We start from the raw sequence: 26,476 nt of genomic DNA on the forward strand, positions 1-26,476 counted from the left end.
CCGCCCGCCGGACCACCGTCCGGACCACCGACCGGCAGAGCCACCGCCCCTCCCCGCCTGGAGCCCTCCCCATGACCACCTCGCCAGCGCCCTCGCCCTCGCCAGCGCCCTCGCCCACGCCCGTGCCCTCGCCCACCGAGCCACCGGTGCTCAGCGTCCGCGACCTCTCCGTCAGCTTCGCCGACCCGCGCGGCGGCGCACCCGTCCACGCCGTGCGGGGCCTGTCCTTCGACCTCGCCCGGGGCGAGGTCCTCGGCCTGGTCGGCGAGTCCGGCTCCGGCAAGTCCGCCACCGGGCTCGCCGTGCTCGGCCTGCACGACCCGCGCACCACCACGGTCACCGGTTCGGTCCGGCTGGACGGGCAGGAGCTGGTCGGGGCCGGGGAGCGGGTGCTGCGACGGGTGCGCGGCGGCCGGGTGGCCCTGGTCTTCCAGGACGCGCTGACCTCGCTCAGCCCCTTCCACAGCGTCGGCGCGCAGCTCGCCGAGATGTACCGGCTGCACCACCCCGGCGCGGGCCGGGCCGAGGCCCGCCGCGGGGCCGCCGAGATGCTCGACCGGGTGGGCATCCCGGCCGCCCGGACCCGGGACCACCCGCACCGGTTCTCCGGCGGCATGCGGCAGCGGGTGATGATCGCGATGGCGCTGCTGAACGACCCCGAGGTGCTGATCGCCGACGAGCCCACCACCGCGCTCGACGCCCGGGTGCAGACCCAGGTGCTCGACCTGCTGGACGAGTTGCGGCGCGAGCACGGCACGGCCGTGCTGCTGGTCAGCCACGACCTCGGGGTGGTCGCGGGCAGCACCGACCGCACCCTCGTCCTGCGTGGCGGCCGGGAGGTGGAGACCGCGCCCACCCCGGCCCTGCTGGCCGCGCCCAGGGAGCCCTACACCAGAGCGCTGGTGGGCGCCGCGCTCACCCTGGACTCGGTACCGGGCACCCCGCTGCCGACGGTCGACGACCCCTCGCCCGCGCCCCGGCCGGCCGCGCGGCCCGGTCCAGCGGTGACGCCCCGCACCGAGCGGGCGGCCGCCGGCTCCACGTCCGCGCCGGCCGCCGGGCGGTGGCTGGTCGAGGTCGAGGATCTCTCCGTGCGCTTCCCCGGCCGGCGCCGCTTCCCCTGGACGCGGTCCGAGCCGGTGCGGGCCGTCGAGGGACTCGGCCTGCGCATCGCCCCCGGCGAGACCCTCGGCCTGGTCGGCGAGTCCGGCTCCGGCAAGTCCACCACCTCGCGGGTGCTGGCCGGCCTCCAGCCCGCCACCGGCGGCACCGTCCGGTACGACGGCCTGGACGCCACCCGGCCCGACCGGGAGCTGCGGCGGCGGCTGGGCAAGGAGGTCCAGCTGGTGTTCCAGGACCCTTACGCCTCGCTGAACCCGCGCCGCACCGTCGCGCAGACCCTGGAGACCCCGCTGCGGCTGCACACCGCGCTCGGCGCGGGCGAGCGGCGGCGGCGGTCCGCCGAACTGCTGGAGCAGGTCGGCCTGCCGGCCGACCGGCTGGACCGTTATCCGCACGAGTTCTCCGGCGGCCAGCGCCAGCGGATCGGGATCGCCCGCGCGCTCGCCGCCGAGCCCCGGCTGATCATCGCCGACGAGCCGGTGTCGGCCCTGGACGTGTCGGTCCAGGCACAGGTCCTCAATCTGCTGATGGAGCTGCGCGAACGGCTCGGCGTCGCCTTCCTGTTCGTCTCGCACGACCTCGCCGTGGTCCGCCACTTCTGCGACCGGGTGGCCGTCATGCACGGCGGCCGGCTGGTCGAATCCACCGACCGGGAACGGCTGTTCGCCGCCCCGCACACCGAGTACACCCGGGAGCTGCTCGCCGCCGCGCGCTGAGCCCGGGACCGTCCCGGGGCCGCCCTCGACGGGGTCGCGCGCGGCCCGACGACAGTTCGAGTCTTCTCCTGCGCGGCCGGTACCCGGCGGGTTAGCGTGCAGCGAATGACCGTTGTGACGGGATATCTGCTCGATCCGGGAGAAACGTGTCCGAGGAAAAGCTGCTCGCGAGGATCAACCACGGCTTCGACCACCTCGACGCCGACGGGGACGGCCGGCTGACCGAGCACGACCATGTGCTGATGGGCCGGGCGGTCGCCCGTTCGCTGGGGCACGCGGAGGGCTCCGGCACCGAGGAGCGCATCGTCGACGCCTACCTCGCCATCTGGCGCGACCTGCACGTCTCCCACCTGCCGGTCGGCACCACCTCGATCGGCCGCGCCCAGTTCGTCGCCTCGACCCGCTCGCTCGCCGACGACCCGGTGGCCGCGCGGACCGTGTTCGGCGCGCTGGCCGAGGCGTTCCTCGCGATCGCCGACGTCGACGGCAGCGGCACGGTGGACGCGGGCGAGTTCTTCGTCTTCCAGCGCGGCCACTTCTCCGCCCTCTCCCGCGACGACGCCGACGAGGCGTTCCGCCGGCTGGACGTGGACGGTGACGGCCTGCTCTCGGTCGAGGAGTTCGTCGGCGGCATCATCGAGTTCTGGACCAGCCGCGAGGCCGACGCCCCCGGCCACTGGTGGGCCGGGCGTCCTCCGTACGCGCTCTGACGCGGCCCGGTCCGGCCCGGCCGGAAGGGCGCCGCCGACGCGCCCGGAAGGACTCCGCCGACGCGCGTGACCGAACCATCCCCGCAGGTGACCGGCGGTGTCCCGGGCGGCGGCCGGGGCCGGGGGCGGGGACGGCGGCGTCCCCGCCCGGCGGGTAGCGTGGCGGTGCCGGCGCCCGGACGGGTCGGACGCTGTCACGACGGGTCGGTGCGTCCCGGCCGACCCCAGGCCGGCCGGACGCCGCGCCGTCGGGCAGGCCACGACCGCCCGGACCGGCCGTCGCGTCCGGCCGGACGCGGCGCGCGCAGCCGCAAGGAACCATCCGCATGCCCAGCACGACCCCCACCCCCGCTGTTCCCACCCCCTCCCCCACCTCCGCCCCCGCCTTCGTCGCCCGCCCGGCCCTGGCCCTCGGTCCCCACACCGTGACGGCCGAGCGGATCCGGGAGGACATCCTCGACCGCAACCCCGACTACCCGGCCCGCCAGGCCCAGACCGTCCGGGTGGCCCTCGGCAACCTGCCCGGCACCCGCCGCTACTTCCGGCCGTACGAGCTGGTCTCCTCCCCCGGGCGCACCGCCGCCGAACGCAAGACCACCACCTTCGGCGACCTGCTGGCCGCCGCCGAACGCGCCGCCACCGAGGCGATGCTGACGGCGGGCGTCCGGCCCGAGCAGGTGGACTGCGTGATCGTGTCCAGCGCGACCGGCGACGCCGTACCCGGGCTGGACGTGCACCTCCAGCAGAATCTGGGCCTGCGCCCCGACATCAGCCGGCTGCCGATGAGTCAGCTGGCCTGCGCGGGCGGCGCCCATGTGCTGCTCACGGCCCGCCGGTTCCTGGCCTGGAACCCGTCCGCCGTGGTGCTGGTGGTCGCCGCCGAGTCGCTCTCCTCGCTCTACCAGAACACCCGCACCTCGGTGGAGGACCAGATCTACAAGGGCCTCTGGGGCGACGCGGCGGCGGCCGCCGTGGTCACGGCCGAGCAGCGCACACCCGGGCTGCGGCTGGAGCACTGCTTCGAGTACACCATCCCGCACACCACCGACCGCTACCGCAAGCTGACGGACCACCGGGGCGACCACTTCGCGTCCACCCGGGCCTCGCTCCGCTCGGTCACCGACCTGGGCCCGGCGCTGCTCGACTGGCTGGACCGGCACGGCGGTCGGGAGCTGGACTTCGGTGTGCTGCACCCTGGCGGCCCGGCCATCCTGGACCGGCTCGGGACCCTGCTCGACGTGGACGCCGTGTTCCTGCGGCACTCGCGGGACGTCCTGGCCGAGGAGGGCAACCTGGGCGGGGCCACCGTGTTCTCCGTCCTCGCCCGCACCCACCGCACGCCCCCGCCGGCCGGTGCCCGCGGCCTGCTGCTGGGGCTCGGCCCGGGCGTGACCCTGAGCTCGCTGCTCGGCAGCTGGGCCGGGTGAGGCGGGGCCGGGGCCGCTCCCGGGCCGGTCCGGGCCCGCGGGCTCGCTCCTGGACCCGGACCGGCCCACGGGTTCACTGCCGGGCGGACCGCCGGGCCGACGCCCGACCGGGCCCGCGGCCGGCGCTCACCACCAGGCACACGCCGGCGACCACGACGGCCCCGCCCAGCAGGGTGGGGCCGGTCAGCGGTTCGGCCAGCACCAACCGGCCGAGCAGCACGGCCACCACGGGGTTCACGTAGGCGTAGGTGCCGACCAGCGTCAGCGGGGCGGAGCGCAGCAGCCAGGCGTACGCGGTGAAGGCGACCAGCGAACCGAACACCACCAGATAGGCCAGCGCCAGCCAGGACCGGGTGGATATGTCCCCGGGGCGCAGCCCGTGCTCCTCCCCCCGGGCCAGTCCGATCAGCAGATTGCCGAGCCCCCCGGCCAGCATCTGGTAGGCGCTGGACGCGAAGACGTTGCCGGGCATCCGGATCCGCTTGCCGGCGAAGGACCCGAAGGCCCAGGTGAGGGTGGCACAGATGATCGCGACCACCCCGGCGGGGGCGACGGAGCCCCTGATCGCGGGCGCGGAGAGCACCGCCAGGCCCACCAGTCCGAGCAGCACACCGGCCAGTTCGGTGCCCTTCGGCCGCTCGCCCCCGGCCGCCGTCAGCAGCACCATCCAGAGCGGCACGGCGGCGACCAGCAGCGCGGCCAGGCCGGAGGGGACGGAGGTCTCGCCGAGCACCACGAGTCCGTTGCCACCGGTCAGCAGCAGCAGGCCGACCAGGGCGGCGGAGCCCAGCTGCCGCAGGTCCACCCGGAGTCCGGCCCGACCGTGGCGGACGGCGACGAAGCCGACGAGCAGCAGACCGGCGGTCAGGAAGCGGGCGGCGGCGGAGAGGAACGACGGCATGGTCTCCACCGCGATCCGGATCGCCAGATAGGTCGAGCCCCACACCACGTAGACCACCGCCAGCGCCGTCCACCCCCCGGCTCCGAGCCGGCCGGCGACGGCCCCGCCGACGTCTCCGGGGCCCTGGCCCGGGCTCTCGCCAGGGCTCGCGGCGGTGCTCGCGGCGGGGGCGGGGCGGGCGGTCCCGGACACGGTCGCGGGCCCGGCCGGCCGGCGTTCGGCGGGAGCTGTCATGGGTGTCCCCCTGGGACGGTGCTGGCAGAAGTATCCGACATGACACCGCATCGGCCACCCCGCGCGCCAGTGGGTATCACCAGGCGGTCAGCATCGAACACCTGCCCGTTCCCGGGCACGCCCCGATCCGGTCCCGACCCGGCCCTGCCCCCGGCCCCGACCGGGCTCCGTCCCGCCCCCGTCCCGTGCCCGGCCCCGACCCCGAGGAGTCCCCGTGCCGCCCGCTCTCCCCTTCTTCGTCTACGGCACCCTGCTCACCGGGGAACGCAACCACGCGGTGTTCCTGGCCGGCCGCTGCGCCTCGGTCCGGCCGGCGGTCCTGGACGGCGCCGCGCTGCACGCGGGCCCCGGATTCCCCTACGCCGTGCGGGACACCGCCCCGGGCCGGTCGATCGTCGGCGAGCTGGTGACGATCCGCCCGGCCGCCTACCCGGAGGCGCTCGCGGCGCTGGACCGGCTGGAGGACTGCCGGCCGGACGGCTGCGGCGAGTACGTCCGCGAACGGCTGACCGTCCGCACCGGGGACGGCGAAGCCGCCCCGGCCTGGGTGTACCTCGCCGGACCGGCCGTCGGCGCCCGGCTGCGCGCGCACCCGGCGCCGATCGCCTCCGGCGACTGGCGACGGCGCGACTGAGTGACCGAGCGCCTGAGCGCCGACGGCCGGGGACGGCACCGGCCCGCGCCGTCAGTCCCCGGCGAGCCCCCGGGCGACCCGGTCGCCGAGCGCCCGGTCGACGTTGCGCCAGTACTCCAGCGCCCGCCGGAGCACCGGGTCGCTCACCCCGGCCCCGAGGTGCCCGACGATGTTGGCGACCAGCCGGTCCCGCTGCCCGTCGTCCAGCACCTGCCGCACCAGGGTGCCCGCCTGGCCCCAGTCGTCGTCCTCGGCGTGCGGTGAGTACGCCTCGCGGACCATCGCGCCGGAGCTCTGCCAGCCCGCCGCCGGGTCGTCGTAGGCCCTCGGGTCCGCCGCCGGCCCGCCGTAGGAGTTGGGCGCGTAGGGCGCCGCCGCCCGCGACGGGTCGAAGCGCATCGGCCCGTCCTTGGCGTAGGAGTGGACCGGGACGTGCGGCCGGTTCGGCGGCAGCTGGGCGTAGTTGGGCCCGATCCGGTACCGGTGGGTGTCGGGGTAGGAGAAGATCCGGCCGAGCAGCATCTTGTCCGGCGACACGCTGATGCCCGGCACCAGGTTGGAGGGCTCGAAGGCGGCCTGCTCGATGTGGACGAAGTAGTCCTCGGGATTGCGGTCCAGCGTCAGCTTCCCGACCGGGAGCAGCGGGAAGTCTCCGTGCGGCCAGACCTTGGTCAGGTCGAAGGGGTTGAACCGGTAGCCCGGCGCCTCGTCGAAGGGCATGACCTGCACGTACAGCGTCCAGGACGGCGGGGTGCCGCCGTCGACCGCCTGCCAGAGGTCCTGGCGGTGCAGGTCCGGATCGCTGCCGGCCAGCCGGTCGGCCTCGTCCTGGGTGAGGAAGTCGACGCCCTGGTCCGTCCGGAAGTGGTACTTCACCCAGAACCGCTCACCGTCCGCGTTGATCCACAGGTAGGTGTGCGAGCCGTAGCCGTTCATGTGCCGGTAGGACTTCGGGATGCCCCGGTCCCCCATCAGCCAGGTCACCATGTGGGCGGACTCCGGCGACAGCGTCCAGAAGTCCCACTGCATGTCGTGGTCGCGCAGCCCGTTGTCGGGGCGGCGCTTCTGCGAGCGGATGAAGTCCTGGAACTTGATCGTGTCCCGGACGAAGAAGACCGGCGTGTTGTTGCCGACCAGGTCGTAGTTGCCGTCCTCGGTGTAGAACTTCAGCGCGAACCCGCGCGGGTCGCGCCAGGTGTCCGGACTGCCCTGCTCGCCCGCGACCGTCGAGAACCGCGCCAGCACCTCGGTCCGCTTCCCCGGCTGGAACAGCAGCGCCTTGGTCCAGCGGCTCACGTCCTCCGTCGTCTCGAAGGAGCCGTAGGCCCCGGCCCCCTTCGCGTGCACCACCCGCTCCGGCACCCGCTCCCGGTTGAACTGCGCCATCTTCTCGATCAGGTAGTGGTCGTGGAGCAGGATCGGGCCGTCCCGGCCCACGGTGAGCGAGTGCTCGTCGCTCGGGACCGGGATCCCCGTGTTGGAGGTCGTGTGCGGGACCGCTGCGTCGGACATGGTGTCCTCCTTTGCGTACTGGAGCCCCGTGTACTGAATGCCTGTGCACCGGAGCTGCCTGCTGGAGTGCTCCCGGCGTACTCGACTGCCCCCGGGCGGGCGGCGCATGCCCCGGCCCCCGGACGACGCTATGCCCGGGCGTCCGGGGCCGCACCCTGACCGCCCCCGGGGCGAATACCGCCAGGTAGGCTGCCCCCACCCGTCCCCAGCACGCGTCCGAGGAGCCCCCCGGTGTCCCAGCAGCCACCCCCGATCACCGTCGTCGGGATCGGGGCCGACGGTTGGCCGGGACTCGCCGCCACCGCGCGCGCCGCCCTGCGGGCCGCCGGGGCCGTGATCGGCGGCCCCCGGCAACTGGACCTGCTGCCCGCCGGGGAGGTAGGGGCCGAACGGGTGCCCTGGCCGTCCCCGCTGCGCCCGGCCGTCCCCGACCTGCTCGCCCGGTACGCGGACCGCCGGCCGGTCGTGCTGGCCAGCGGCGACCCGATGTTCTTCGGCATCGGCCGCACCCTCGCCGAGACCGTCGGCCCCGAACGGCTGCGGATCCTGCCGCACCCCTCCTCGGTCGCGTACGCGTGCGCCCGGCTCGGCTGGCCGCTGGAGGCCACCGAGGTGGTCAGCCTGGTCGGCCGGCCGCTGGACACCCTGCGCCCGGCCCTCAATCCCGGCCGTCGGCTGCTGGTGCTCAGCGCCGGCGCCGCCACCCCGGCCGCCGTCGCCGAGCTGCTCACCGCGCAGGGGTACGGCTCCGCCCGGCTGCGGGTGCTCGAACAGCTCGGCGGACCCGGCGAACGGCAGCTGGACGGCCCCGCCGACGGCTGGCCGCACCCGCCCGGCGACCCGCTCAACCTGATCGCCGTCGAACTCGGCGCCGACGGCCCCCGCACCCCGGTCGTCCCCGGCCTGCCCGACGACGCCTACGAGAGCGACGGCCAGCTGACCAAGCGGCACGTGCGCGCCGCCACCCTCGCCACCCTGGCCCCCGTCCCCGGCGAACTGCTCTGGGACATCGGCGGCGGCTCCGGGTCGATCGCGATCGAGTGGCTGCGCGCCCACCGCGACAACCGGGCCGTCACGGTCGAACGCGACCCGGTCCGGGCCGGACGGATCGCCCGCAACGCCGCCGCCCTCGGGGTGCCCCGGCTGCACGTGGTCACCGGACCCGCCCCGGCCGCGCTCGCCGGACTGCCCGTCCCGGACGCGGTGTTCGTCGGCGGCGGCCTCACCGCGCCCGGCCTGCTCGACACCTGCTGGGACGCCCTGCCGGCCGGCGGCCGACTGGTCGCCAACACGGTGACCCTGGAGTCCGAGGCCCTGCTCACCACCTGGTACCGGCGGCACGGCGGTGAACTGCTGCGACTCGCGGTGGCGCACGCCGTCCCGGTCGGCGGCTTCACCGGCTGGCGCCAGGCGATGCCGGTCACCCAGTGGTCCGCCGTCAAACCCGCCGCCGAGCCCCTCACCCCCCGGGAGAACGCCTCGTGACCGTCCACTTCGTCGGGGCCGGCCCCGGTGCCGCCGACCTGATCACCCTGCGCGGCCAGCGGATCCTGGCCCGCGCCGAGGTCTGCCTCTACGCCGGCAGCCTGGTGCCGCGCGAGCTGCTCGCCGAGTGCCCGCCCGGCGCCCGGCTGGTCGACACCGCCAACCTCACCCTGGACGTGATCGTCGAGGAGATGGTCCGCGCGCACGCAGCCGGGCAGGACGTCGCCCGGCTGCACTCCGGCGACCCATCGGTGTTCAGCGCCGTCGCCGAGCAGATGCGCCGCCTCGACGCCGCCGGGGTGCCCTACGAGGTGGTGCCGGGCGTGCCGGCCTTCGCCGCCGCCGCGGCCGCCCTCAAGCGCGAGCTGACCGTGCCGACCGTCGGCCAGACCGTGATCCTCACCCGGATCGCCAAGCGCGCCACCCCGATGCCGCCCGGCGAGGACCTCGCCACCCTCGGCCGCAGCGGCGCCCTGCTGGTCCTGCACCTGGCCGCCGGGTACGTGGACGACGTGGTCGAGCAGCTGCTCCCGCACTACGGGGCGGACTGCCCGGCCGCCGTGGTCGCGATGGCCAGCCGGCCGGACGAGCTGGTGCTGCGCGGCACCGTCGGGGACATCGCCGGGCAGCTGAAGGCCGCCGGGGTGGTCCGCACCGCCGTGATCATCGTCGGCCGCACCCTGGCCGCCGAGCAGTTCCGCGACAGCCACCTCTACTCCGCGGACCGGGAGCGGCCGCACGAGTCCTGCGGTACCTGATGACGCCCCCCGACCGCCGCCACCTGCTGATCCTCGGCGGCACCACCGAGGCGCGCGCCCTCGCCGCGGCGCTCGCCGCCACCCCTGGGGCCGCCCGCGGCGCCACGCCCGACCTTCCGCTCGACGGCCGGGCCGGACTCCGGGTCACCAGCTCGCTCGCCGGGCGGGTGGCCCGGCCCCGGCTGCCCGCCGGCGAGGTGCGGATCGGCGGCTTCGGCGGCGCCGACGGCCTCGCCGACTGGCTGCGCGCCGAGCGGGTGGACGCGGTGGTGGACGCCACCCACCCGTTCGCCGCCGTCATGTCCGGCAACGCCGCCGCGGCCGCCGCCGCGACCGGCGTCCCGCTGCTGGCGCTGCGCCGCCCCGGCTGGTCGGCGGGGCCCGGCGACGACTGGCACCGCGTCCCGTCCCTGGACGCCGCCGCCGCACTGCTGCCCGCCCTCGGCCGACGGGTGCTGCTCACCAGCGGCCGGCAGGGCATCGCCGCCTTCGCCCACCTCGACGGCCTGCACTTCGTGGCCCGCTCGGTCGATCCGCCCGAGCCGCCGCTGCCCGCCGCGCTCGACGTCCTGCTCGACCGCGGCCCCTTCACCCTGGACGGCGAGCGGGCGGTGCTGCGCGAGCACCGGATCGACGTCGTCGTCACCAAGGACAGCGGCGGCGCCGCGACCGCGCCCAAGCTCACCGCGGCCCGCGAACTCGGCCTGCCCGTGGTGGTGGTGGACCGCCCGCCGCCACCGGCCGGGGTCCCCGTCGCGGCGGACGTCCCGGAGGTACTGGCATGGCTGGCCGGACAGGGCCCGACCGGCCGGTAAATCCCGCGCGAGCCCGGCCCGCCGCTGCCAGGATGGCCGGATGACCGACGCCTACGAACTCGCCGACGCCGCCCGCACCGAGCCGCCCCTCGCCGCCGGCGAACTCGCCACCCTGACCGGTTTCCTGGACTACCAGCGCGCCACCTTCGCCTGGAAGTGCGCCGGGCTGACCACCGAACAGCTCCGCGCCCGTCCGCTGCTCCCCTCCCCGCTCTCCCTGCTCGGGCTGACCCGCCACCTGGCCGAGGTGGAGCGCGGCTGGTTCCGCAACGTCCTCAACAGCGAGGGCCACCCCGGCTTCTGGGGCGGCCGGACCGCCGAGTTCGAGGCCGACGGGGCCGACCCGGACGAAGCCTTCGCCCGCTGGCGCGCCGAGTGCGACCACGCCCGCGAACTCGTCGCCGCCGCCTCTTCCCTGGACGTGCTCGGCCACTACCGCGCGCCCGACGGCGAGGAGACCGCGTACTCCCTGCGCTGGATCCTCACCCACATGATCGAGGAGTACGCCCGCCACAACGGCCACGCCGACCTCGTCCGCGAACACCTCGACGGCCGCACCGGCGAGTAGCCCGGGTCCGGGAACGCCGCTGCCCGGCTCCGGAGCTGCCGGGGCCGGGCGGCGCGACGAGGGCGCGGATCGGGTGTCACCGATCGGATGTCACGGATCAGATGTCGCGGATCAGATGTCGCGGAAGGTCTCGATCTGGGCGCCGATGGAGTTCAGGCGCTCGGCGAGGTCCTCGTAACCGCGGTTGATGACGTAGACGTTGCGCAGCACCGAGGTGCCCTTCGCCGCCAGCATCGCCAGCAGGATGACCACGGCGGGGCGCAGCGCGGGCGGGCAGACCATCTCGGCGGCGCGCCAGCGGGTCGGGCCCTGGACCAGCACCCGGTGCGGGTCGAGGAGCTTGATGTCCGCGCCGAGGCGGGTGAGTTCGGTGAGGTAGATGGCGCGGTTGTCGTACACCCAGTCGTGGATCATCGTGGTGCCGTGGGCGGCCGCGGCGATGGCGGCGAAGAACGGCACGTTGTCGATGTTGATGCCGGGGAAGGGCATCGGGTGGATGGTGTCGATCGGCGCGGTGAGCTTGGAGGGGCGCACGGTGAGGTCGACCAGCCGGGTGCGGCCGTTGTGGGCGGGGTACTCCGGGGTGCGGTCGTAGTCGAGGCCCATGCCCTCCAGCACGGCGAGCTCGATCTCCAGGAACTCGATCGGCACCCGGCGGACGGTCAGCTCGGAGGAGGTGACCACGGCGGCGGCGAGCAGGCTCATCGCCTCCACCGGGTCCTCGGCCGGGGTGTAGTCGACGTCGCAGGTGATCTCGGGCACGCCGTGCACGGTGAGGGTGGTGGTGCCGACGCCGTCGATCCGAACGCCCAGCTTCTCCAGGAAGAAGCAGAGGTCCTGGACCATGTAGTTGGGCGAGGCGTTGCGGATGACGCTGACGCCGTCGTGGCGGGCGGCGGCGAGCAGGGCGTTCTCGGTGACGGTGTCCCCGCGCTCGGTCAGCACGATCGGCCGGTCCATCGGCGTGCCGGGCTGGACCGAGGCGTGGTAGGCGCCGCCGGTGGTGGCGACCTCCAGGCCGAACCGGCGCAGCGCGGTCAGGTGCGGCTGGACGGTACGGGTGCCCAGGTCGCAGCCGCCGGCGTAGGGGATGGCGAAGTTGTCGGCGCGGTGCATCAGCGGGCCGAGGAACATCAGCACGCTGCGGGTGCGGCGGGCGGCCTCGACGTCCATGCCGGCCAGGTCGAGCTCGGCGGGCGGGGTGAGTTCGAGGTCGCGGCCGTCGTTGGTCCAGCGGCTCCTGACGCCGATGCTGGTGAGCACTTCGAGGATGCGGTAGACCTCCTCGATCCGGGCGACGCTGCGCAGGGTGGTGCGGCCGGTGGTCAGCAGCGAGGCGCAGAGGATGGCGACGCAGGCGTTCTTGCTGCTGCGGACGTCGATCGCGCCGGAGAGGGTGGTGCCGCCGGCGACCCGCAGGTGCATCGGGCCGGAGTAGCCGAGGGAGACGATCTCGCTGTCGAGTGCTTCGCCGATGCGGGCGATCATCTCAAGGCTGACGTTCTGCTTGCCCTGCTCGATGCGGTTGACCGCGCTCTGGCTGGTGCCGAGGGCCTCGCCGAGCTGGGCCTGGGACCAGCCGCGGTGCTGACGCGCGGTGCGGATGAGGGTACCGATACGGGTGAGGTAGTCGCCTGTCACTCGCCAGACGATATCTCATGGCTGAGATAGCAATAGAGTCAGTCCCCGATATGACGCGACATTTGTCCGTTTCTCACCCTGTATGAACGTCAGATCTTCACATCATGGCGAAGATTCCGGGACACGGCCGGGACGGAACTCTCCCGCAGAGGACGGCTCTCACGGCCCCAGCGGTTCCGCGCGGCCGACGATCGCCACCGCCCGGTCGACGGAGATGGCGTCCAGCCGTGCCGCAACCCACTGCTCCGCGGCTGCCCGACCCGCCCGCCGACCTCGCCCAGGTCCCGCAGCGCCTCCCTGCCGCTCTTCCGTCGATCGGGACATCATGCTCCACCGCCCACACACCGGCCCCTCGGCGGGCGCCTTGTGTACACATGGGACACTCCGTACACTCGGAGTATGAGCGAGCAGCCTGTGCAGACCGTTTCGATTCGCGAGGCCCGCGAGCGCCTCGCCGACGTCGTCGACCGCGCGGAACGGGACGAGCCGACCGTCATCACCCGGCGGGGACGGGAGGTCGCCGCCGTCGTCCCGATAGAGCTGTTGCGCGAGTACCGACAGTGGGAGGAGCGCGAACTGATGCGCCTCATCGAGGAACGCCGCGACGAGCCCACCTACTCGCTGGACGAGGTCATGGCCGAGACCCTGGCCAGGCCGGAGTGAGGTACAGCACGCGCTTCACCGAGTCGGCCCGCGGCGAGCTGCGCAAGCTGCCCCGGGCGACGGCGATCCTGGTCCTGCGCAAGCTCGCCGAGCTCGAACAGGACCCCTACGGCTTCCACACCACCGCACTGGTGGGATCGCCCGAGCACCGCCGTCTGCGGGTGGGCGATCACCGGGTGGTCTGCACCGTCGACGGCGGGCTGCTGGTCGTCCTGGTGGTCCGGGTCGGCCATCGTTCCGAGGTCCACCGCGGCTGACGCACGCACCGACGGCCGGGACTTCCCCTCCGGCGGGCGCCCGGGCGGCCCGGGCCGCCCCGGGCCCGTCGGCGGTCCGGGGCGGCGGGACGGCGCTCAGACCTCCGGGTAGCGGCGGGGGGTCCAGGTGACGTCCGGGTGCGGGGCGCGGGGGAGGTGCCGGGTCTGGGAGGAGCCGATCAGCAGGATGGTCCGCATGTCGACCTCGGCCGGGTCGAGCTCGCCGAGGGGGACGGTGCGGACCCGCTCGGTGGGACCGCCGACGTCGCGGGCCATGACCACCGGGGTCTCCGGGGCGCGGTACTCCAGCAGCAGGTCCCTGGCCCGGCCGACCTGGGTGGTGCGGGACTGCGAGCCGGGGTTGTAGAGGGCGAGCACGAGGTCCGCGGCGGCGGCGGCGCGCAGCCTGGCGGCGACCACGTCCCACGGCTTGAGGCGGTCGGAGAGCGACACCACCGCGTAGTCGTGGCCGAGCGGGGCACCGGCCCGGGAGGCGGCCGCGTGGGCGGCGGTCATCCCGGGGACGATCCGCACCGGCACCTCGCGGTAGGTCTCCTCGCAGGCGACCTCCAGCACGGCGGTGGCCATCGCGAAGACGCCCGGATCGCCGGAGGAGACGACCACCACCCGGTGGCCCCGGCGGGCCAGGTCGAGGGCGAACTCGGCGCGCTCGGACTCCACCTTGTTGTCGGATCCGTGCCGGGTCTGGCCGGGCCGCTCCGGCACCCGGTCGAGGTAGGTGGTGTAGCCGACCAGGTCGGTCGCGGCGGCGAGGGCGCCGCGGGCCTCGGGGGTCAGCCAGAGCGGGCCGGCCGGGCCGGTGCCGACGACGGTGACGCTGCCCGGGCCGCTCAGGTCGGGGGCCGGGGCCTCCAGCGGGGCGACCTTGCTGGGCAGGACGGCCACCGAGAAGTAGGGGACGGTGTCCGGGTCGACGGAGGCCAGCGGGGCCGTCCGCTCGCCGTCCATGAACGCCCGCTCGACGTACTGGGCGTCGGCCAGCCGGCCGGCCCGCTCCAGGGCGCGGCGCACGGTCGGGAAGGTGCGGCCGAGCTTCATCACCACGGCGGAGTCGGCGGCGGCCAGGCGCGCGGTCAGCTCCTCCTCCGGCAGCGTGCCGGGGATGATCGTGAGCGTCTCCTCGGCCTCGGTGAGCGGCTGGCCCAGCCGGGCCGCGGCGGCGCTGACCGAGGTCACACCGGGCACCACCTCGGTCGGGTAGCGGTGCGCCAGGCGCTTGTGCATGTGCTGGTAGGAGCCGTAGAAGAACGGGTCCCCCTCGGCGAGCACCACCACGTCGCGGCCGGCGTCCAGGTGGGCGGCCAGCCGCTCGGCGGCCTCCTGGTAGAAGTCGTCCAGCGCGCCCCGGTAGCCGCCGGGGTGGTCGGTGGTCTCGACCGTGACCGGATAGACCAGCTTCTCCTCGATCTGACCATCCGTCAGGTAACGCTCGGCGATGGAGCGGGCGATCGATCGGCCGTGCCGCGCGCTGTGGTAGGCCACCACGTCGGCCTTGCCGATGAGTTCGGCGGCGCGGACGGTGATCAGCGACGGGTCGCCGGGGCCGAGGCCCACCCCGTACAGTCGGCCGGTCATCTGATGGTCACTCACTCTTCTTCGCTCGCAATCGCGTTGATCGCCGCCGCGGCCATGGCGCTGCCGCCGCGCCGTCCGCGCACCACCAGGTGCTCCAGGCCGGCCGGGTGCGCCGCCAGGGCCTCCTTGGACTCGGCCGCGCCGATGAAGCCGACCGGTACGCCGATCACGGCGGCCGGGCGCGGGGCGCCGGCCTCGATCAGCTCCAGCAGGCGGAACAGCGAGGTCGGCGCGTTGCCGACGGCGACCACCGCGCCCTCCAGCCGGGGCAGCCACAGCTCCATCGCGGCGGCACTGCGGGTGTTGCCCATCGCCCGGGCCAGCTCGGGCACGGACGGGTCGGTGAGGGTGCAGATCACCTCGTTGCCGGCGGGCAGCCGCTTGCGCGTGACTCCGCTGGCGACCATGTTGACGTCGCACAGGATCGGCGCCCCGGCCCGCAGGGCGGCGCGCGCGGAGGCGACCGCGCCGGGCGAGTACACCAGGTCCTCGACCAGGTCGACCATGCCGCAGGCGTGGATCATCCGCACCGCGACCTGGGCGACGTCCGCGGGCAGCCCGGCCAGGTCGGCCTCGGCCCGGATGGTGGCAAAGGACTGGCGGTAGATGGACGCGCCGTCCTTCTCGTACTCGATCACGTGGTCCTCCGGGCCGCGGCGACCGCCGCGGCCATCTGTTCGTTCGTCACTTCCACTGCGGTGTCCCGCCCCTGGACGGTGTCCCGCTCCTGCGGTCCGCCGATCACCGCCACCCGGTACCCCGACCCGGTCGCCAGCACGTCCACCCGGCGTCCGGCGGGGTGGCCGCAACGGCGTTCGCAGCCCGACCAGTGCACCGGCAGCGGGCCGGCGCCGAGGGACGGGCCCGGCGGCGGCGCCCCGTCCGGCACTCCGTCGAGCACTCCGTCCAGCAGTCCGTCCAGTGCCCGGGCCGCGTCGGCCCGGACGTCGGACCGCGACTTCGCGCAGCCCGGCAGCCCGGTGCAGGCGCTCGCGCCGTCCCAGGCCGTCCCGGCCGCCGTCCGGAACCCGGCCGCCGCGAGCGCGGGGAGCCGGTCGGCGGGCGCGCCGGGCAGCACCGCGCCGCGCCACGGGGTCAGCCGCAGCTCCCCCTCGGCGGCGTCGACCAGCGCCCGCCACTGTCCGGCCGTGGCCACGCCGAAGCGCGGGGCCACGTGCAGGCCAAGGTGCGGGCCCACGTGCGGACCATGGTGCGCCCCGCCCCCCGGCAGGGCGCCGAGCGGCGGGCGGGGCCCGGCCGACAGCGGCGACGGCGGCAGCGGCACCGGGCCGGGCGGCAGCAGATCGGGCAGTTCGCGCAGGTGCCAGGCCCGCAGTCCGGCGGCGCGCTGCGCGTCCAGGAACTCGCGGGCCGCGTCCAGCGCCGCCGCGACCGCCCGCCCGGCCGGCACCGGCCGCGCGGTGGCGGCCCGGCCGAGGCGCAGCAGCGCGGTGCCGTCCGGACCTGCGATCAATGTCACATCGGCGTCCAGCGCGGCGACGTCCCCGCGCCCGTCGTCCAGGACGAACAGGAACTTGCCGGACAGGCCGGTCGCCCACGGGCTCGCGCACAGGGCCGCGTCGAGGGCGCGCGCCCAGGCCCGGACGTCGGCCGCGCCGTCGGCGGGCCCGGGACCGGGACCGGGCGAGGCGACGATGTTGCGGACCCGTTCATGGGTGTCGGAGGGCAGCAGACCGGCGGCCCGCAGCCGCCCGGCGAGTTCGCCGCCGCAGTCCGAAGCCAGGCCGCGCAGTTGGACGTTGCCGCGCGAGGTGATCTCCGCCCGGCCGTCGCCGAGCGCCTCCGCCGCGTCGGCCAGCGCGAGCGCCTGACGCTCCGTCAGCATTCCGCCGGGCAGCCGGACCCGGGCCAGGGCGCCGTCGTCGGCGGTATGCAGACGAAGGGCCCCTGGGCAGGCGTCCGAACGCGCCCGGTCGGGCACGGCGGCGCCCGGCGCGGTGGCGTCGGGTACGGGAGGCATGGCGGCGAGCATACCGAGGATCCGACGGGTTGCCGCCGTACCGTCGATCACACCTCCGACCCCGTCCGCGGCGGCCGGAACCTGCACTCCCCCAGGTCAGCCTCACCCCGTACGATGCTCGCGGACGGTCCCCGCGGACCGTCCGCACGCCAGCGACGGCGCAGGGGAGGAAACCGGTGCGAACCCGGTGCGGTCCCGCCACTGTGACCGCGGTTCACCGGACCTCCGGGGAAGCGCGGGAGCCAGGAACTCCTGCCGTCCTCCACCGGCCCGGGGCGCGGACCCCGAGGAAGGCTTGAAGCCATGCGCCGCCGCATGCCCGCGCCCTCGTGGTGCACCGTGCCGTCGTCCGTGCCGTTGTCCTTGCCCGCCGTCGAGGCCGGGAGGGCCTTCGCATGATTCTGCTGCTGTCGACGTCAGACACCGACCTGCTCAGTGCCCGCGCGTCCGAGGGACCGGTCCGCTACCGGCTCGGCAACCCGGCCCGGCTCACCGCCGAGGAGCTGCCCGCCCTGCTGGAGGACACCGAGCTGGTCGTGGTCCGCCTGCTCGGCGGCCGCCGCGCCTGGCAGGAGGGCCTGGACGCGCTGCTGGCCGGCCCCCGCCCGGTGATCGTGCTGACCGGCGAACAGGCCCCCGACGCCCAGCTGATGGAGCTGTCCACCGTCCCGGCCGGAATCGCCGCCGAGGCGCACGCCTACCTGGCCCACGGTGGCGCGGCCAACCTGGCCGAGCTCGGCGCCTTCCTCTCCGACACCGTGCTGCTCACCGGCCACGGCTTCGCCCCGCCCGCCTCCGCCCCGGCCTGGGGCCCGCTGGAGCGCACCGCCCGCACCACCGAGGGCCCGACCGTCGCGGTGCTCTACTACCGCGCCCACCACATGAGCGGCAACACCGCCTTCGTGGAGACCCTCTGCCGGGCGGTCGAGGACCAGGGCGCCCAGGCCCGCGCCTACTACTGCGCCTCGCTGCGCGGCGCCGAGCCGGAGCTGCTGGCCGCCCTCGGCGAGGCGGACGCCATCGTCACCACCGTGCTCGCCGCCGGCGGCACCCGCCCGGCCGACGCGCAGGCCGGCGGCGACGAGGAGGCGTGGGACGCGGGCGCGCTCGCCGCCCTGGACCGGCCGATCCTCCAGGCGCTCTGCCTGACCTGGTCGCGCGCCCGCTGGGAGGAGAGCGACGACGGCCTGTCACCGCTGGACACGGCCACCCAGATCGCCGTGCCGGAGTTCGACGGCAGGCTGATCACCGTCCCGTTCTCGTTCAAGGAGCTGGACGAGGACGGCCTCACCGTCTACGCCGCCGACGAGGAGCGCTCGGCCCGGGTCGCCGGCATCGCCGTCGCCCACGCCCGGCTGCGGCACCTCCCGGCCTCCGAGCGCCGGCTCGCGCTGGTGCTGTCCGCCTACCCGACCAAGCACGCCCGGGTCGGCAACGCCGTCGGCCTGGACACCCCGGCCAGCGCGATGCGCCTGCTGGAGCGACTGCGCGCGGAGGGCATGGACATCGGCACCGACGTGCCCGGTCTGGACACCGACACCGAGGACGGCCAGCACGAGGGCGACGCCCTCATCCACGCGCTGATCGCGGCGGGCGGCTACGACCAGGACTGGCTCACCGAGGACCAGCTCGCCCGCAACCCGGTGCGCATCCCGGCCGCCGACTACCGCCGCTGGTACGCGACCCTGCCCGAGGGCCTGCGCACCCGGGTCGAGGAACACTGGGGCCCGGCCCCCGGCGAGCTGTACGTCGACCGCTCGCAGAACCCGGACGGCGACATCGTGCTCGCCGGGATCCGCTCCGGGAACCTGCTGGTGCTCATCCAGCCGCCGCGCGGCTTCGGCGAGAACCCGGTCGCGATCTACCACGACCCGGACCTCCCGCCGTCCCACCACTACCTGGCCGCCTACCGCTGGATCGCCGCCGCACAGTCCGACGGCGGCTTCGGCGCCCACGCCGTCGTCCACCTCGGCAAGCACGGCAACCTGGAGTGGCTGCCCGGCAAGACCGCCGCGCTGTCCTCCGAGTGCGGCCCGGACGCCGTCCTCGGCGACCTGCCGCTGGTCTACCCCTTCCTGGTCAACGACCCGGGCGAGGGCACCCAGGCCAAGCGCCGCGCCCACGCCACCCTGGTCGACCACCTCGTCCCGCCGATGGCCCGCGCCGACTCCTACGGCGACATCGCCCGGCTGGAGCAGCTGCTCGACGAGCACTCCAACATCGCCGCGATGGACCCGGCCAAGCTGCCCGCGATCCGCGCCCAGATCTGGACCCTGATCCAGGCCGCCAGGCTCGACCACGACCTCGGCCTGGAGGAGCGCCCCGAGGACGACGGCTTCGACGACTTCCTGCTGCACGTCGACGGCTGGCTGTGCGAGATCAAGGACGCGCAGATCCGCGACGGCCTGCACGTGCTCGGCCAGGCGCCGGCCGGCACCGACCGGGTCAACATCGTGCTCGCCATCCTGCGCGCCCGGCAGATCTGGGGCGGCGTCAGCGCCCTGCCCGGTCTGCGCGAGGCGCTCGGCCTGGACGAGGCCGCGCTCACCCTCGGCGCCACCGACGCGGCCGAGGCGCAGGCCCGCGCCCTGGTCGAGGCCATGGAGGCGGCCGACTGGGCGCCCGAGGCGGTGGAGAAGGTCGCCGCCGGGCTGCCGGAGGCCGTGCACGAGGTGCTGGCCTTCGCCGCCGCCCAGGTGGTGCCGCGGCTCGCCGCGACCACCGACGAGCTGGACGCCGTGCTGCACGCGCTCCAGGGCGGCTTCGTCCCGGCCGGCCCGTCCGGCTCGCCGCTGCGCGGGCTGGTCAACGTGCTGCCGACCGGCCGCAACTTCTACTCCGTCGACCCCAAGGCCGTCCCCAGCAAGCTCGCCTGGGAGACCGGCCAGGCGCTCGCCGCCTCGCTGATCGAGCGCTACCGGGCCGACAACGACGGCACCCACCCGTCCTCGGTGGGCCTGTCGCTGTGGGGCACCAGCGCGATGCGCACCGCCGGCGACGACATCGCCGAGGCCCTCGCGCTGCTCGGCGTCCGCCCGGTCTGGGACGACGCCTCGCGCCGGGTCACCGGCCTGGAGCCGATCACCCTCGCGGAGCTGGGCCGTCCGCGGATCGACGTCACGCTGCGCATCTCCGGCTTCTTCCGGGACGCCTTCCCGCACGTGGTCGCGCTGCTGGACGACGCCGTCCGGCTGGCCGCCGCCCAGGAGGAGCCGGACGCGGACAACTTCGTCCGCGCCCACGTCCAGGCGGACCTGGCCGTGCACGGCGACGAGCGCAAGGCCACCACCCGGGTGTTCGGCTCCCGCCCCGGCACCTACGGCGCCGGGCTGCTCCAGCTGATCGACAGCCGGGACTGGCGCACCGACGCCGACCTCGCCGAGGTGTACACGGTCTGGGGCGGCTACGCGTACGGGCGCGGGCTGGACGGGCGTCCGGCGCGCGAGGAGATGGAGACCGCGTACAAGCGGATCACCGTCGCGGCGAAGAACACCGACACCCGCGAGCACGACATCGCCGACTCGGACGACTACTTCCAGTACCACGGCGGCATGGTGGCCACGGTGCGCGCGCTCACCGGCAAGGCGCCGACCGCGTACATCGGCGACTCGACCCGCCCGGAGACGGTCCGCACCCGCACCCTGACCGAGGAGGCGGCCCGGGTCTTCCGCGCCCGGGTGGTGAACCCGCGCTGGATCGAGGCGATGCGGCGGCACGGCTACAAGGGCGCCTTCGAGATGGCCGCGACCGTCGACTACCTCTTCGGCTACGACGCCACCACCGGCGTGGTCGCGGACTGGATGTACGAGAAGCTCACCCAGGAGTACGTGCTGGACCCGGTCAACCGGGAGTTCCTGGCCGGCGCCAACCCGTGGGCGCTGCACGGGATCAGCGAGCGGCTGCTGGAGGCGGCGAGCCGCGGGCTGTGGGAGCAGCCGGACCCGGAGCTGATCGAGCAGTTGCGGACCGCGTTCCTGGAGACCGAGGGCGACCTGGAGGGCGAGGACGGCTGACCCGCCCGCTCCGGGCGGGCCGGTCGGCCCGCCCGGAAACCGGCCCGGCTCCGACCGTTACGCCGTTCGAGTGATCACGGGGCTGGTGACGGGGCCGCGCCAAGCGGACAATACGGGGCATGCCGCGCCCTCCCCTGCTCACCGGCCCCGCCGGTCCCCCCGGCCCCGCCGCCCCGGCGGCCGCCGTCGCCCGCCCCGGCCGGGCGTTCGCCCGGTACCGGCCCCGGCTGGCGGCGCTGGCCGCCGGGGCACTGCCCGTGCTCGCCTTCCCGGCCCCCGGGGTGGCGGCGCTGGCCTGGGTCGCGCTCGTCCCCGGCCTGCTGCTGATGCGGGCGGCCCCCGGGGCCCGCGAGGCGGCGGTGCGCGGCTGGTGGTTCGGCGCCGGGTTCATCCTGACCGGGATGTCCTGGCTGACCCGCTCCATCGGCCCCGGACTGCCGCTGCTCGCGGTGGTGTTCGGGGCGCTCCAGGCCGGGGTGGGCGTCGCGGTGTGGCGGCTGCTGCGGCCACCGGTGACCGTCCGGCGGGCGCTGCTCGCGCCGGTGGTGGTCGCGGCGGTCTGGCTGACCACCGAGTACGCGCGCTCCTGGCACGCCCTGGGCGGTCCTTGGGCGCTGCTCGGCGCCACCCAGTGGCAGCACCCCGCCGTCCTGGCGCTGGCCTCGGCCGGCGGGATCTGGCTGGTCAGCGCCGCGGTGGTGGCGGTCAACACCGCCGTCGCGGTGGCGCTCACCGTCGTCGAGCCGCGCCCGCGGGCGGTGGCGGCGCTGTTCGCGGCGGCGGTCCTGGCCGCCGGCCCACTGCTGTTCGCGCTCCGCCCGGCGCCGCCGGCCGCTTCCGCGGCGGGCGGGACCGGACCGGCCGAGGTGCGGATCGCCCTGGTCCAGCCGGGGATCGTGGACGAGCCGAACGCCCGCTTCGACGCGAGCGCCCGGGCCACCACCGCGCTGGCCGGGCGGCCCCCGGTGGACCTGGTGGTCTGGGGCGAGTCCAGCACCACCGCCGACCTCGACCGCGATCCGGCGACGCTCGGCCGGCTGCGCGCCCTGGCGGCCGCCACCGGCGCCGAGCTGCTGGCCGGGGAGGACGCGCGGAAGGCGGACGGCCGGATCTCCAAGGACGCCGTCCTGGTGTCCCCGGACGGCGTGGTCGACCGGTACCGCAAGATCCGGCTGGTGCCGTTCGGCGAGTACATCCCGCTGCGGCCGCTGCTCGGCTGGGTGGCCGGGGTCAGCCGGGCGGCGGGCGAGAACCGGGCGCCCGGCGCCGACCAGCACCTGCTGCCGGCCGTGGACCGGTCCGGCCGGCCGCTGCCGATCGGCACCCTGATCTGCTTCGAGTCGGCGTTCCCCGACATGGCGCGGACGGCCGCCCGGGCGGGGGCCCGGGTGCTCGTCTACCAGTCGTCGACCTCGACCTTCCAGCGGAGCTGGGCGCCGGAGCAGCACGTCTCGCTGGCCGCGATCCGGGCCGCCGAGACCGGCCGGCCGGTCGTCCAGGCCGCGCTCACCGGGGTGTCGGCCGCCTTCGACGCGCAGGGCCGCGAGCTGGCGCGGCTGGGCACCGACGGCACGGGCGCACTGGTGGTGCGGCTGCCGCTGACGGCTCCGGACGCGGCCACCTGGTACGACCGGGTGGGGGACGTCGTCCCGCTGACGGCCGTGCTGGTCACGGCGGTCGCGGCGGCGGTCGCGGGGGCCGGGTGGCGGCGGTCACGGCGCGGGAGCGGTCCGGCCGGGGAGTGACCACCGGCGGGACCCCCGCCGCCCGGCCCCGTGTCAGCCCACTTCGAGGACGATCTTGCCGCGCGCGTGCCCCGACTCGACCAGGGCCAGCGCCTCGGCGGCGTGGGCCAGCGGGTAGCGGGCGGAGATGTTCGGGTCCAGTTCCCCCGCGGCCACCAGCCCGGCCAGGGCGGCGAGGGTGTCCGGGGTGGTGGAACGGGTGATGTAGCGGCCGCCGAGCTCGTCGGCGGTGGCCGGGTCGGTGGTGGAGACCAGCCGGGACCGGTCGGCCAGCGTCACCGCGGCGGCCCGGACGTCCTCGCCGCCGACCAGGTCGAGGATGCCGTCGACGCCGTCCGGCGCGACCGCCCGGATCCGGTCCGCGACCCCCTCGCCGTACCGGACCTGGACCGCGCCCAGCGACTCGACGTAGGCGCGGTTGGAGTCGCCGGCCGTGCCCACGACGCGGATCCCCCGGCTGCGGGCGATCTGCGCGGCCGCGCTGCCGACGCCGCCGGAGACCCCGAGGATCAGCAGGGTCTGTCCGGAGCCGACACCGATGTCGCGGACGGCGTCGTCGGCGGTCGCGGCCGCGACCGGCAGGGTGGCGGCCTGGTCGAAGCCGATCCTCGCGGGCTTCAGCGCGCTCGATCCGGCCAGCAGCAGGGTCTGTTCGGCGTACGCGCCCGCCGCCACCAGGCCGAACACCTCGTCGCCGGGCGTGAACCCGGTGACACCGGGGCCGACCCGTTCGACCACACCGGACGCCTCCGAGCCCATGACGAAGGGCAGTCGGCGCTCCCGGCCGAGCAGACCGCGGCGGACCTTCCAGTCCACCGGGTTCACCCCGGCCGCCCGAACGGCGATCGCGAGCTGCCCCGGGCCGGGCTCCAGGGCGGGCCGGTCCAGGAACTCCTGGTTCTCCGGGCCGCCGTAGTCGACGAATCCGAACGCCTTGGCCATGCCGGCTCCACTCTCCCGCTCGACGACCCCCGCCCCAGCATGCGGGCGGGGGTGGCGGGCGGGCCGGTCCTGGTGGGCCGAACGGGCGGGCGGGCCCGGCCCGCCGTCCCGGCCTCCGTGAGCCCGGTCAGCCGGCCGCCGCGAGCCCGGTCAGTCGGCCGCCCGCGCCACCGGGATCCAGAGCTCGGCCTCCGTCTCCGCCACCTCCGCGAGGACGCCGACCCGCAGGATCTCCGGCCCCGGCCGGAACTCGTACGGATTGGACGGGAACCACTGCGTGAAGACGTCCCGCCACAGCTCCTGCAGCGCGCGCGGGAACGGCCCGGTGACGCGGAACACCCCCCAGGTCCCGGCCGGGACCTCCCGCACGTCCAGATCCTCCGGCACCTCGGCCCCGGTCCCGGTCGCCACCGCGTGGTAGTAGTCGAGCGGCACGCCCTCCGCCCGGCTGTCCGAGAAGAACTCGGTGACCGAGAGGATCCCGCGCGGCTCCTGCTCCGACAACGCGGCGATCCGCTCCGCGCCCTCCTGCCCGATCCCCTTCACGAACTCCGCGATGGCCGGGTTGACCCCCTCGTGCACCAACGGGACCCTGGCCCTGCGCCCGACGATCCTGAACGCCGGCTTCTCGACGATCCGGTACTCCATGCTGCTGCTCCCTTCGACGACGAGCCGGAAGGACATCCGGGGCTGGGAGACGAGCACCGCGCCGTGCCGCCGGGCCTCGCCCGGTCCGACGCCGTGCATCGCCCGGAACGCCCGGGCGAACGCCTCCCCCGAGCCGTAGCCGTGGCGGACCGCGACGTCCAGCAGCGTCCGCTCACCGGCCAGCACCTCGGCCCCCGCGAGGGTCAGCCGCCGGCGCCGGAGGTAGTCCGACAGCGGCATGCCGGCCAGCGCCGAGAACAGCCGCCGGAAGTGGTACTCCGAGGTGGTCGCGATCCGCGCGAGCTCGGCCGCGTCGACCGTCCCGTCGAGGTGCTCCTCGATGTACTCCATGGCCTGGTTCAGCCGTTCCAGCATCGGTGCCCGTCCCGTCCTTCCGTTCCTGTGCTCCTCACCGTAGGAGGCGGCCACCCGGCCGGACCCGACATCCCGTGCCCGCTCCGGTCGGGTGGCCGGGGCCGCCCGGGACGGGTGGGTCAGACCAGGCCCTGCGCCAGCATCGCGTCCGCCACCGGCTCGAAGCCGGCGATGTTGGCGCCCAGGACGTAGTCCCCGGGGCGGCCGTACTTCTCCGCCGTGGCGTAGCAGGAGGCGTGGATGTCGCGCATGATCGCGGCCAGCCGCTCCTCGGTCCGCTCGAAGGACCAGGCGTCGCGGGCGGCGTTCTGCTGCATCTCCAGCGCGCTGGTCGCGACCCCCCCGGCGTTGGCGGCCTTGCCCGGGCCGAAGGCCACCCCGGCCTCCTGGAACACCCGCACGGCCTCGGGCGTGGCCGGCATGTTGGCGCCCTCGGCGACGGCCCGCACCCCGCCCCGGACCAGGGCCAGCGCGTCCGGCCCGGTCAGCTCGTTCTGGGTCGCGCAGGGCAGCGCCACGTCCACCGGCACCCCCCAGACCCCGGTGCCCTCCTGGTACTTGACGTGGCTGCCGCGCCGCTCGGCGTACTCGGTGAGCCGGCCGCGCCGGACCTCCTTGACCTCCTTCAGCAGGTCGAGGTCGATGCCCTTCTCGTCCACCACGAAGCCGGCCGAGTCGGAGGCGGTGACCACGGTCGCCCCGAGCTGCTGGGCCTTCTCGATCGCGTACAGCGCGACGTTCCCGGAGCCGGAGACGGCGACCCGCAGGCCGTCCAGCTCCTCGCCGCGGGCGCGCAGCATCTCGGCGGTGAACAGCACGCAGCCGTAGCCGGTGGCCTCGGTCCTGACCAGGGAACCGCCCCAGCCGATGCCCTTGCCGGTCAGCACTCCCGCCTCGTAGCGGTTGGTGATCCGCTTGTACTGGCCGAACAGGTAGCCGATCTCCCGGCCGCCGACGCCGATGTCCCCGGCCGGGACGTCGGTGTGCTCGCCGAGGTGGCGGTACAGCTCGGTCATGAAGGACTGGCAGAAGCGCATGATCTCGGCGTCCGAGCGGCCCTTGGGGTCGAAGTCCGAGCCGCCCTTGCCGCCGCCGATACCGAGGCCGGTCAGCGCGTTCTTGAAGATCTGCTCGAAGCCGAGGAACTTCACGATCCCGAGGTTCACCGAGGGGTGGAACCGCAGCCCGCCCTTGTAGGGACCGAGCGCGCTGCTGAACTCGACCCGGAAGCCCCGGTTGACGTGCACCCGGCCCCGGTCGTCGGTCCACGGGACCCGGAACATCAGCTGCCGCTCGGGCTCCGCGATCCGCTCGACGATCCGCGCCTCGACCAGTTCCGGCCGTGCCGCCAGCACCGGTCCGAGCGTCTCCACCACCTCCCGCACGGCCTGGTGGAACTCGGGCTCGCCGGGGTTGCGGCGCAGCACGTCCGCGAGCAGCGACTCGATGGCGGGGTTCTCGGCGTCGTGGGACCCGACGGGCACAGGGGTGGCCGGCATCTTGTGAGCACCTTCCATGGGGGTGGTCGAAAGACAGGCGCTCCCCACCGGGGGAGACGCCGGCGGTCCCCTCGCCATTGAGGGCGTCGCGGCGCGCCGTCGAACCGGCGCGGCGACCCAGGACCGCTCGCACGCGTCAGTGTCGCACCGCTCGCCCGCGTTTGTCCGCCCCTCTCGCATGGTGGCCGACCTCGGCTTTCGGTTCGTGAGCACCGCCAACCCTCCGTACACCCC

General features: G+C 75.3%; 21 protein-coding genes and 1 riboswitch. Of the genes, 12 read left to right on the plus strand and 9 right to left on the minus strand.

Going from position 1 to position 26,476, the window contains the following annotated elements; translation table 11 throughout:
• Positions 1 to 71 precede the first annotated feature (71 nt).
• The 3 genes from ACIQ9P_RS17600 (at position 72) to ACIQ9P_RS17610 (ending at position 3,975) form a co-directional block, all read left to right on the plus strand.
• Positions 72 to 1,838, plus strand: a complete 1,767-nt coding sequence (locus ACIQ9P_RS17600) for a dipeptide ABC transporter ATP-binding protein (protein WP_402356057.1) — start codon at positions 72 to 74, stop codon at positions 1,836 to 1,838.
• A gap of 146 nt (positions 1,839 to 1,984) precedes the next feature.
• Positions 1,985 to 2,548: an EF-hand domain-containing protein gene (locus ACIQ9P_RS17605; RefSeq protein WP_402356059.1), complete on the plus strand. Its 564-nt coding sequence runs from the start codon at positions 1,985 to 1,987 to the stop codon at positions 2,546 to 2,548.
• Between the two features lie 326 nt (positions 2,549 to 2,874).
• The gene (locus ACIQ9P_RS17610) at positions 2,875 to 3,975 is read left to right on the plus strand and encodes a PhlD (protein ID WP_402356061.1); all 1,101 of its coding nucleotides are present in this window, start codon (positions 2,875 to 2,877) and stop codon (positions 3,973 to 3,975) included.
• A 73-nt stretch (positions 3,976 to 4,048) separates the two neighbouring features.
• On the opposite strand, the gene ACIQ9P_RS17615 is transcribed toward ACIQ9P_RS17610, so the two are convergent.
• Complete coding sequence (locus tag ACIQ9P_RS17615; protein ID WP_402356064.1) at positions 4,049 to 5,110, minus strand: EamA family transporter; 1,062 nt, start codon at positions 5,108 to 5,110, stop codon at positions 4,049 to 4,051.
• Positions 5,111 to 5,324: 214 nt separating this feature from the next.
• On the opposite strand from ACIQ9P_RS17615, the gene ACIQ9P_RS17620 reads away from it, so the two are divergent.
• Positions 5,325 to 5,744: a gamma-glutamylcyclotransferase family protein gene (locus tag ACIQ9P_RS17620; RefSeq protein ID WP_402356067.1), complete on the plus strand. Its 420-nt coding sequence runs from the start codon at positions 5,325 to 5,327 to the stop codon at positions 5,742 to 5,744.
• A gap of 51 nt (positions 5,745 to 5,795) precedes the next feature.
• Here ACIQ9P_RS17620 and ACIQ9P_RS17625 read toward each other — a convergent pair whose 3' ends face one another.
• Positions 5,796 to 7,256 carry a catalase gene (locus ACIQ9P_RS17625; protein WP_402356070.1) on the minus strand — a complete coding sequence of 487 codons (1,461 nt, stop codon included), beginning with the start codon at positions 7,254 to 7,256 and terminating at the stop codon, positions 5,796 to 5,798.
• Between the two features lie 231 nt (positions 7,257 to 7,487).
• Here ACIQ9P_RS17625 and cbiE point away from each other — a divergent pair, with 231 nt between their 5' ends.
• The 4 genes from cbiE to ACIQ9P_RS17645 are packed head-to-tail and all read left to right on the plus strand — an operon-like array spanning position 7,488 to position 10,882.
• Positions 7,488 to 8,741 carry a precorrin-6y C5,15-methyltransferase (decarboxylating) subunit CbiE gene (gene cbiE, locus ACIQ9P_RS17630; protein ID WP_402356073.1) on the plus strand — a complete coding sequence of 418 codons (1,254 nt, stop codon included), beginning with the start codon at positions 7,488 to 7,490 and terminating at the stop codon, positions 8,739 to 8,741.
• Positions 8,738 to 9,499, plus strand: a complete 762-nt coding sequence (gene cobM / locus ACIQ9P_RS17635; protein WP_402356076.1) for a precorrin-4 C(11)-methyltransferase — start codon at positions 8,738 to 8,740, stop codon at positions 9,497 to 9,499. Before cbiE ends, cobM begins: the two co-directional genes overlap by 4 nt.
• Positions 9,499 to 10,314 (plus strand): cobalt-precorrin-6A reductase, encoded by an 816-nt coding sequence (locus ACIQ9P_RS17640; RefSeq protein ID WP_402356079.1) that lies wholly within the window; start codon positions 9,499 to 9,501, stop codon positions 10,312 to 10,314. Before cobM ends, ACIQ9P_RS17640 begins: the two co-directional genes overlap by 1 nt.
• Positions 10,315 to 10,354: 40 nt before the next feature.
• Positions 10,355 to 10,882, plus strand: a complete 528-nt coding sequence (locus ACIQ9P_RS17645; protein ID WP_402356082.1) for a DinB family protein — start codon at positions 10,355 to 10,357, stop codon at positions 10,880 to 10,882.
• 111 nt (positions 10,883 to 10,993) lie between these two features.
• On the opposite strand, the gene ACIQ9P_RS17650 is transcribed toward ACIQ9P_RS17645, so the two are convergent.
• Positions 10,994 to 12,523 carry a UDP-N-acetylglucosamine 1-carboxyvinyltransferase gene (locus ACIQ9P_RS17650; RefSeq protein ID WP_266314152.1) on the minus strand — a complete coding sequence of 510 codons (1,530 nt, stop codon included), beginning with the start codon at positions 12,521 to 12,523 and terminating at the stop codon, positions 10,994 to 10,996.
• 399 nt (positions 12,524 to 12,922) lie between these two features.
• Between ACIQ9P_RS17650 and ACIQ9P_RS17655 the strand changes: the two genes are divergently transcribed.
• Together ACIQ9P_RS17655 and ACIQ9P_RS17660 are read left to right on the plus strand one after the other, a co-directional pair.
• Positions 12,923 to 13,186, plus strand: coding sequence for a type II toxin-antitoxin system Phd/YefM family antitoxin (locus ACIQ9P_RS17655; RefSeq protein ID WP_402356085.1), 264 nt, complete (start codon positions 12,923 to 12,925; stop codon positions 13,184 to 13,186).
• Positions 13,183 to 13,443 (plus strand): type II toxin-antitoxin system RelE/ParE family toxin, encoded by a 261-nt coding sequence (locus ACIQ9P_RS17660; RefSeq protein WP_402356088.1) that lies wholly within the window; start codon positions 13,183 to 13,185, stop codon positions 13,441 to 13,443. Before ACIQ9P_RS17655 ends, ACIQ9P_RS17660 begins: the two co-directional genes overlap by 4 nt.
• Before the next feature lie 96 nt (positions 13,444 to 13,539).
• Here the strand turns inward: ACIQ9P_RS17660 and ACIQ9P_RS17665 are convergent, their stop codons facing one another.
• From ACIQ9P_RS17665 to ACIQ9P_RS17675, 3 genes are read right to left on the minus strand one after another with little or no spacing between them, the layout of a single operon-like run.
• Entirely contained in the window at positions 13,540 to 15,039 is a 1,500-nt protein-coding gene (locus tag ACIQ9P_RS17665) for a precorrin-2 C(20)-methyltransferase (RefSeq protein ID WP_402356091.1), read from the minus strand.
• A gap of 11 nt (positions 15,040 to 15,050) precedes the next feature.
• The gene (locus tag ACIQ9P_RS17670; RefSeq protein ID WP_402356094.1) at positions 15,051 to 15,677 is read right to left on the minus strand and encodes a precorrin-8X methylmutase; all 627 of its coding nucleotides are present in this window, start codon (positions 15,675 to 15,677) and stop codon (positions 15,051 to 15,053) included.
• Complete coding sequence (locus ACIQ9P_RS17675; protein WP_402356097.1) at positions 15,674 to 17,020, minus strand: hypothetical protein; 1,347 nt, start codon at positions 17,018 to 17,020, stop codon at positions 15,674 to 15,676. Before ACIQ9P_RS17675 ends, ACIQ9P_RS17670 begins: the two co-directional genes overlap by 4 nt.
• 166 nt (positions 17,021 to 17,186) lie before the next feature.
• Positions 17,187 to 17,272, plus strand: a riboswitch (cobalamin riboswitch).
• Between the two features lie 143 nt (positions 17,273 to 17,415).
• On the opposite strand from ACIQ9P_RS17675, the gene cobN reads away from it, so the two are divergent.
• The gene (cobN, locus tag ACIQ9P_RS17680; protein WP_402356100.1) at positions 17,416 to 21,033 is read left to right on the plus strand and encodes a cobaltochelatase subunit CobN; all 3,618 of its coding nucleotides are present in this window, start codon (positions 17,416 to 17,418) and stop codon (positions 21,031 to 21,033) included.
• A 119-nt stretch (positions 21,034 to 21,152) separates the two neighbouring features.
• Entirely contained in the window at positions 21,153 to 22,778 is a 1,626-nt protein-coding gene (gene lnt, locus ACIQ9P_RS17685; protein ID WP_402356103.1) for an apolipoprotein N-acyltransferase, read from the plus strand.
• A 33-nt stretch (positions 22,779 to 22,811) separates the two neighbouring features.
• Here lnt and ACIQ9P_RS17690 read toward each other — a convergent pair whose 3' ends face one another.
• The 3 genes from ACIQ9P_RS17690 to gdhA all read right to left on the minus strand — a co-directional run bounded on the left by ACIQ9P_RS17690 (position 22,812) and on the right by gdhA (position 26,242).
• On the minus strand, positions 22,812 to 23,720 hold the full coding sequence (locus ACIQ9P_RS17690) for an NADP-dependent oxidoreductase (protein ID WP_402356106.1): 909 nt from the start codon (positions 23,718 to 23,720) through the stop codon (positions 22,812 to 22,814).
• A 150-nt stretch (positions 23,721 to 23,870) separates the two neighbouring features.
• Positions 23,871 to 24,743: a GyrI-like domain-containing protein gene (locus tag ACIQ9P_RS17695; protein ID WP_402356109.1), complete on the minus strand. Its 873-nt coding sequence runs from the start codon at positions 24,741 to 24,743 to the stop codon at positions 23,871 to 23,873.
• 119 nt (positions 24,744 to 24,862) lie between these two features.
• Positions 24,863 to 26,242, minus strand: a complete 1,380-nt coding sequence (gene gdhA, locus ACIQ9P_RS17700; protein WP_402356112.1) for an NADP-specific glutamate dehydrogenase — start codon at positions 26,240 to 26,242, stop codon at positions 24,863 to 24,865.
• Positions 26,243 to 26,476 lie beyond the last annotated feature (234 nt).

Source organism: Kitasatospora sp. NPDC094019 (genome assembly GCF_044764505.1).
Lineage (GTDB): Bacteria > Actinomycetota > Actinomycetes > Streptomycetales > Streptomycetaceae > Kitasatospora.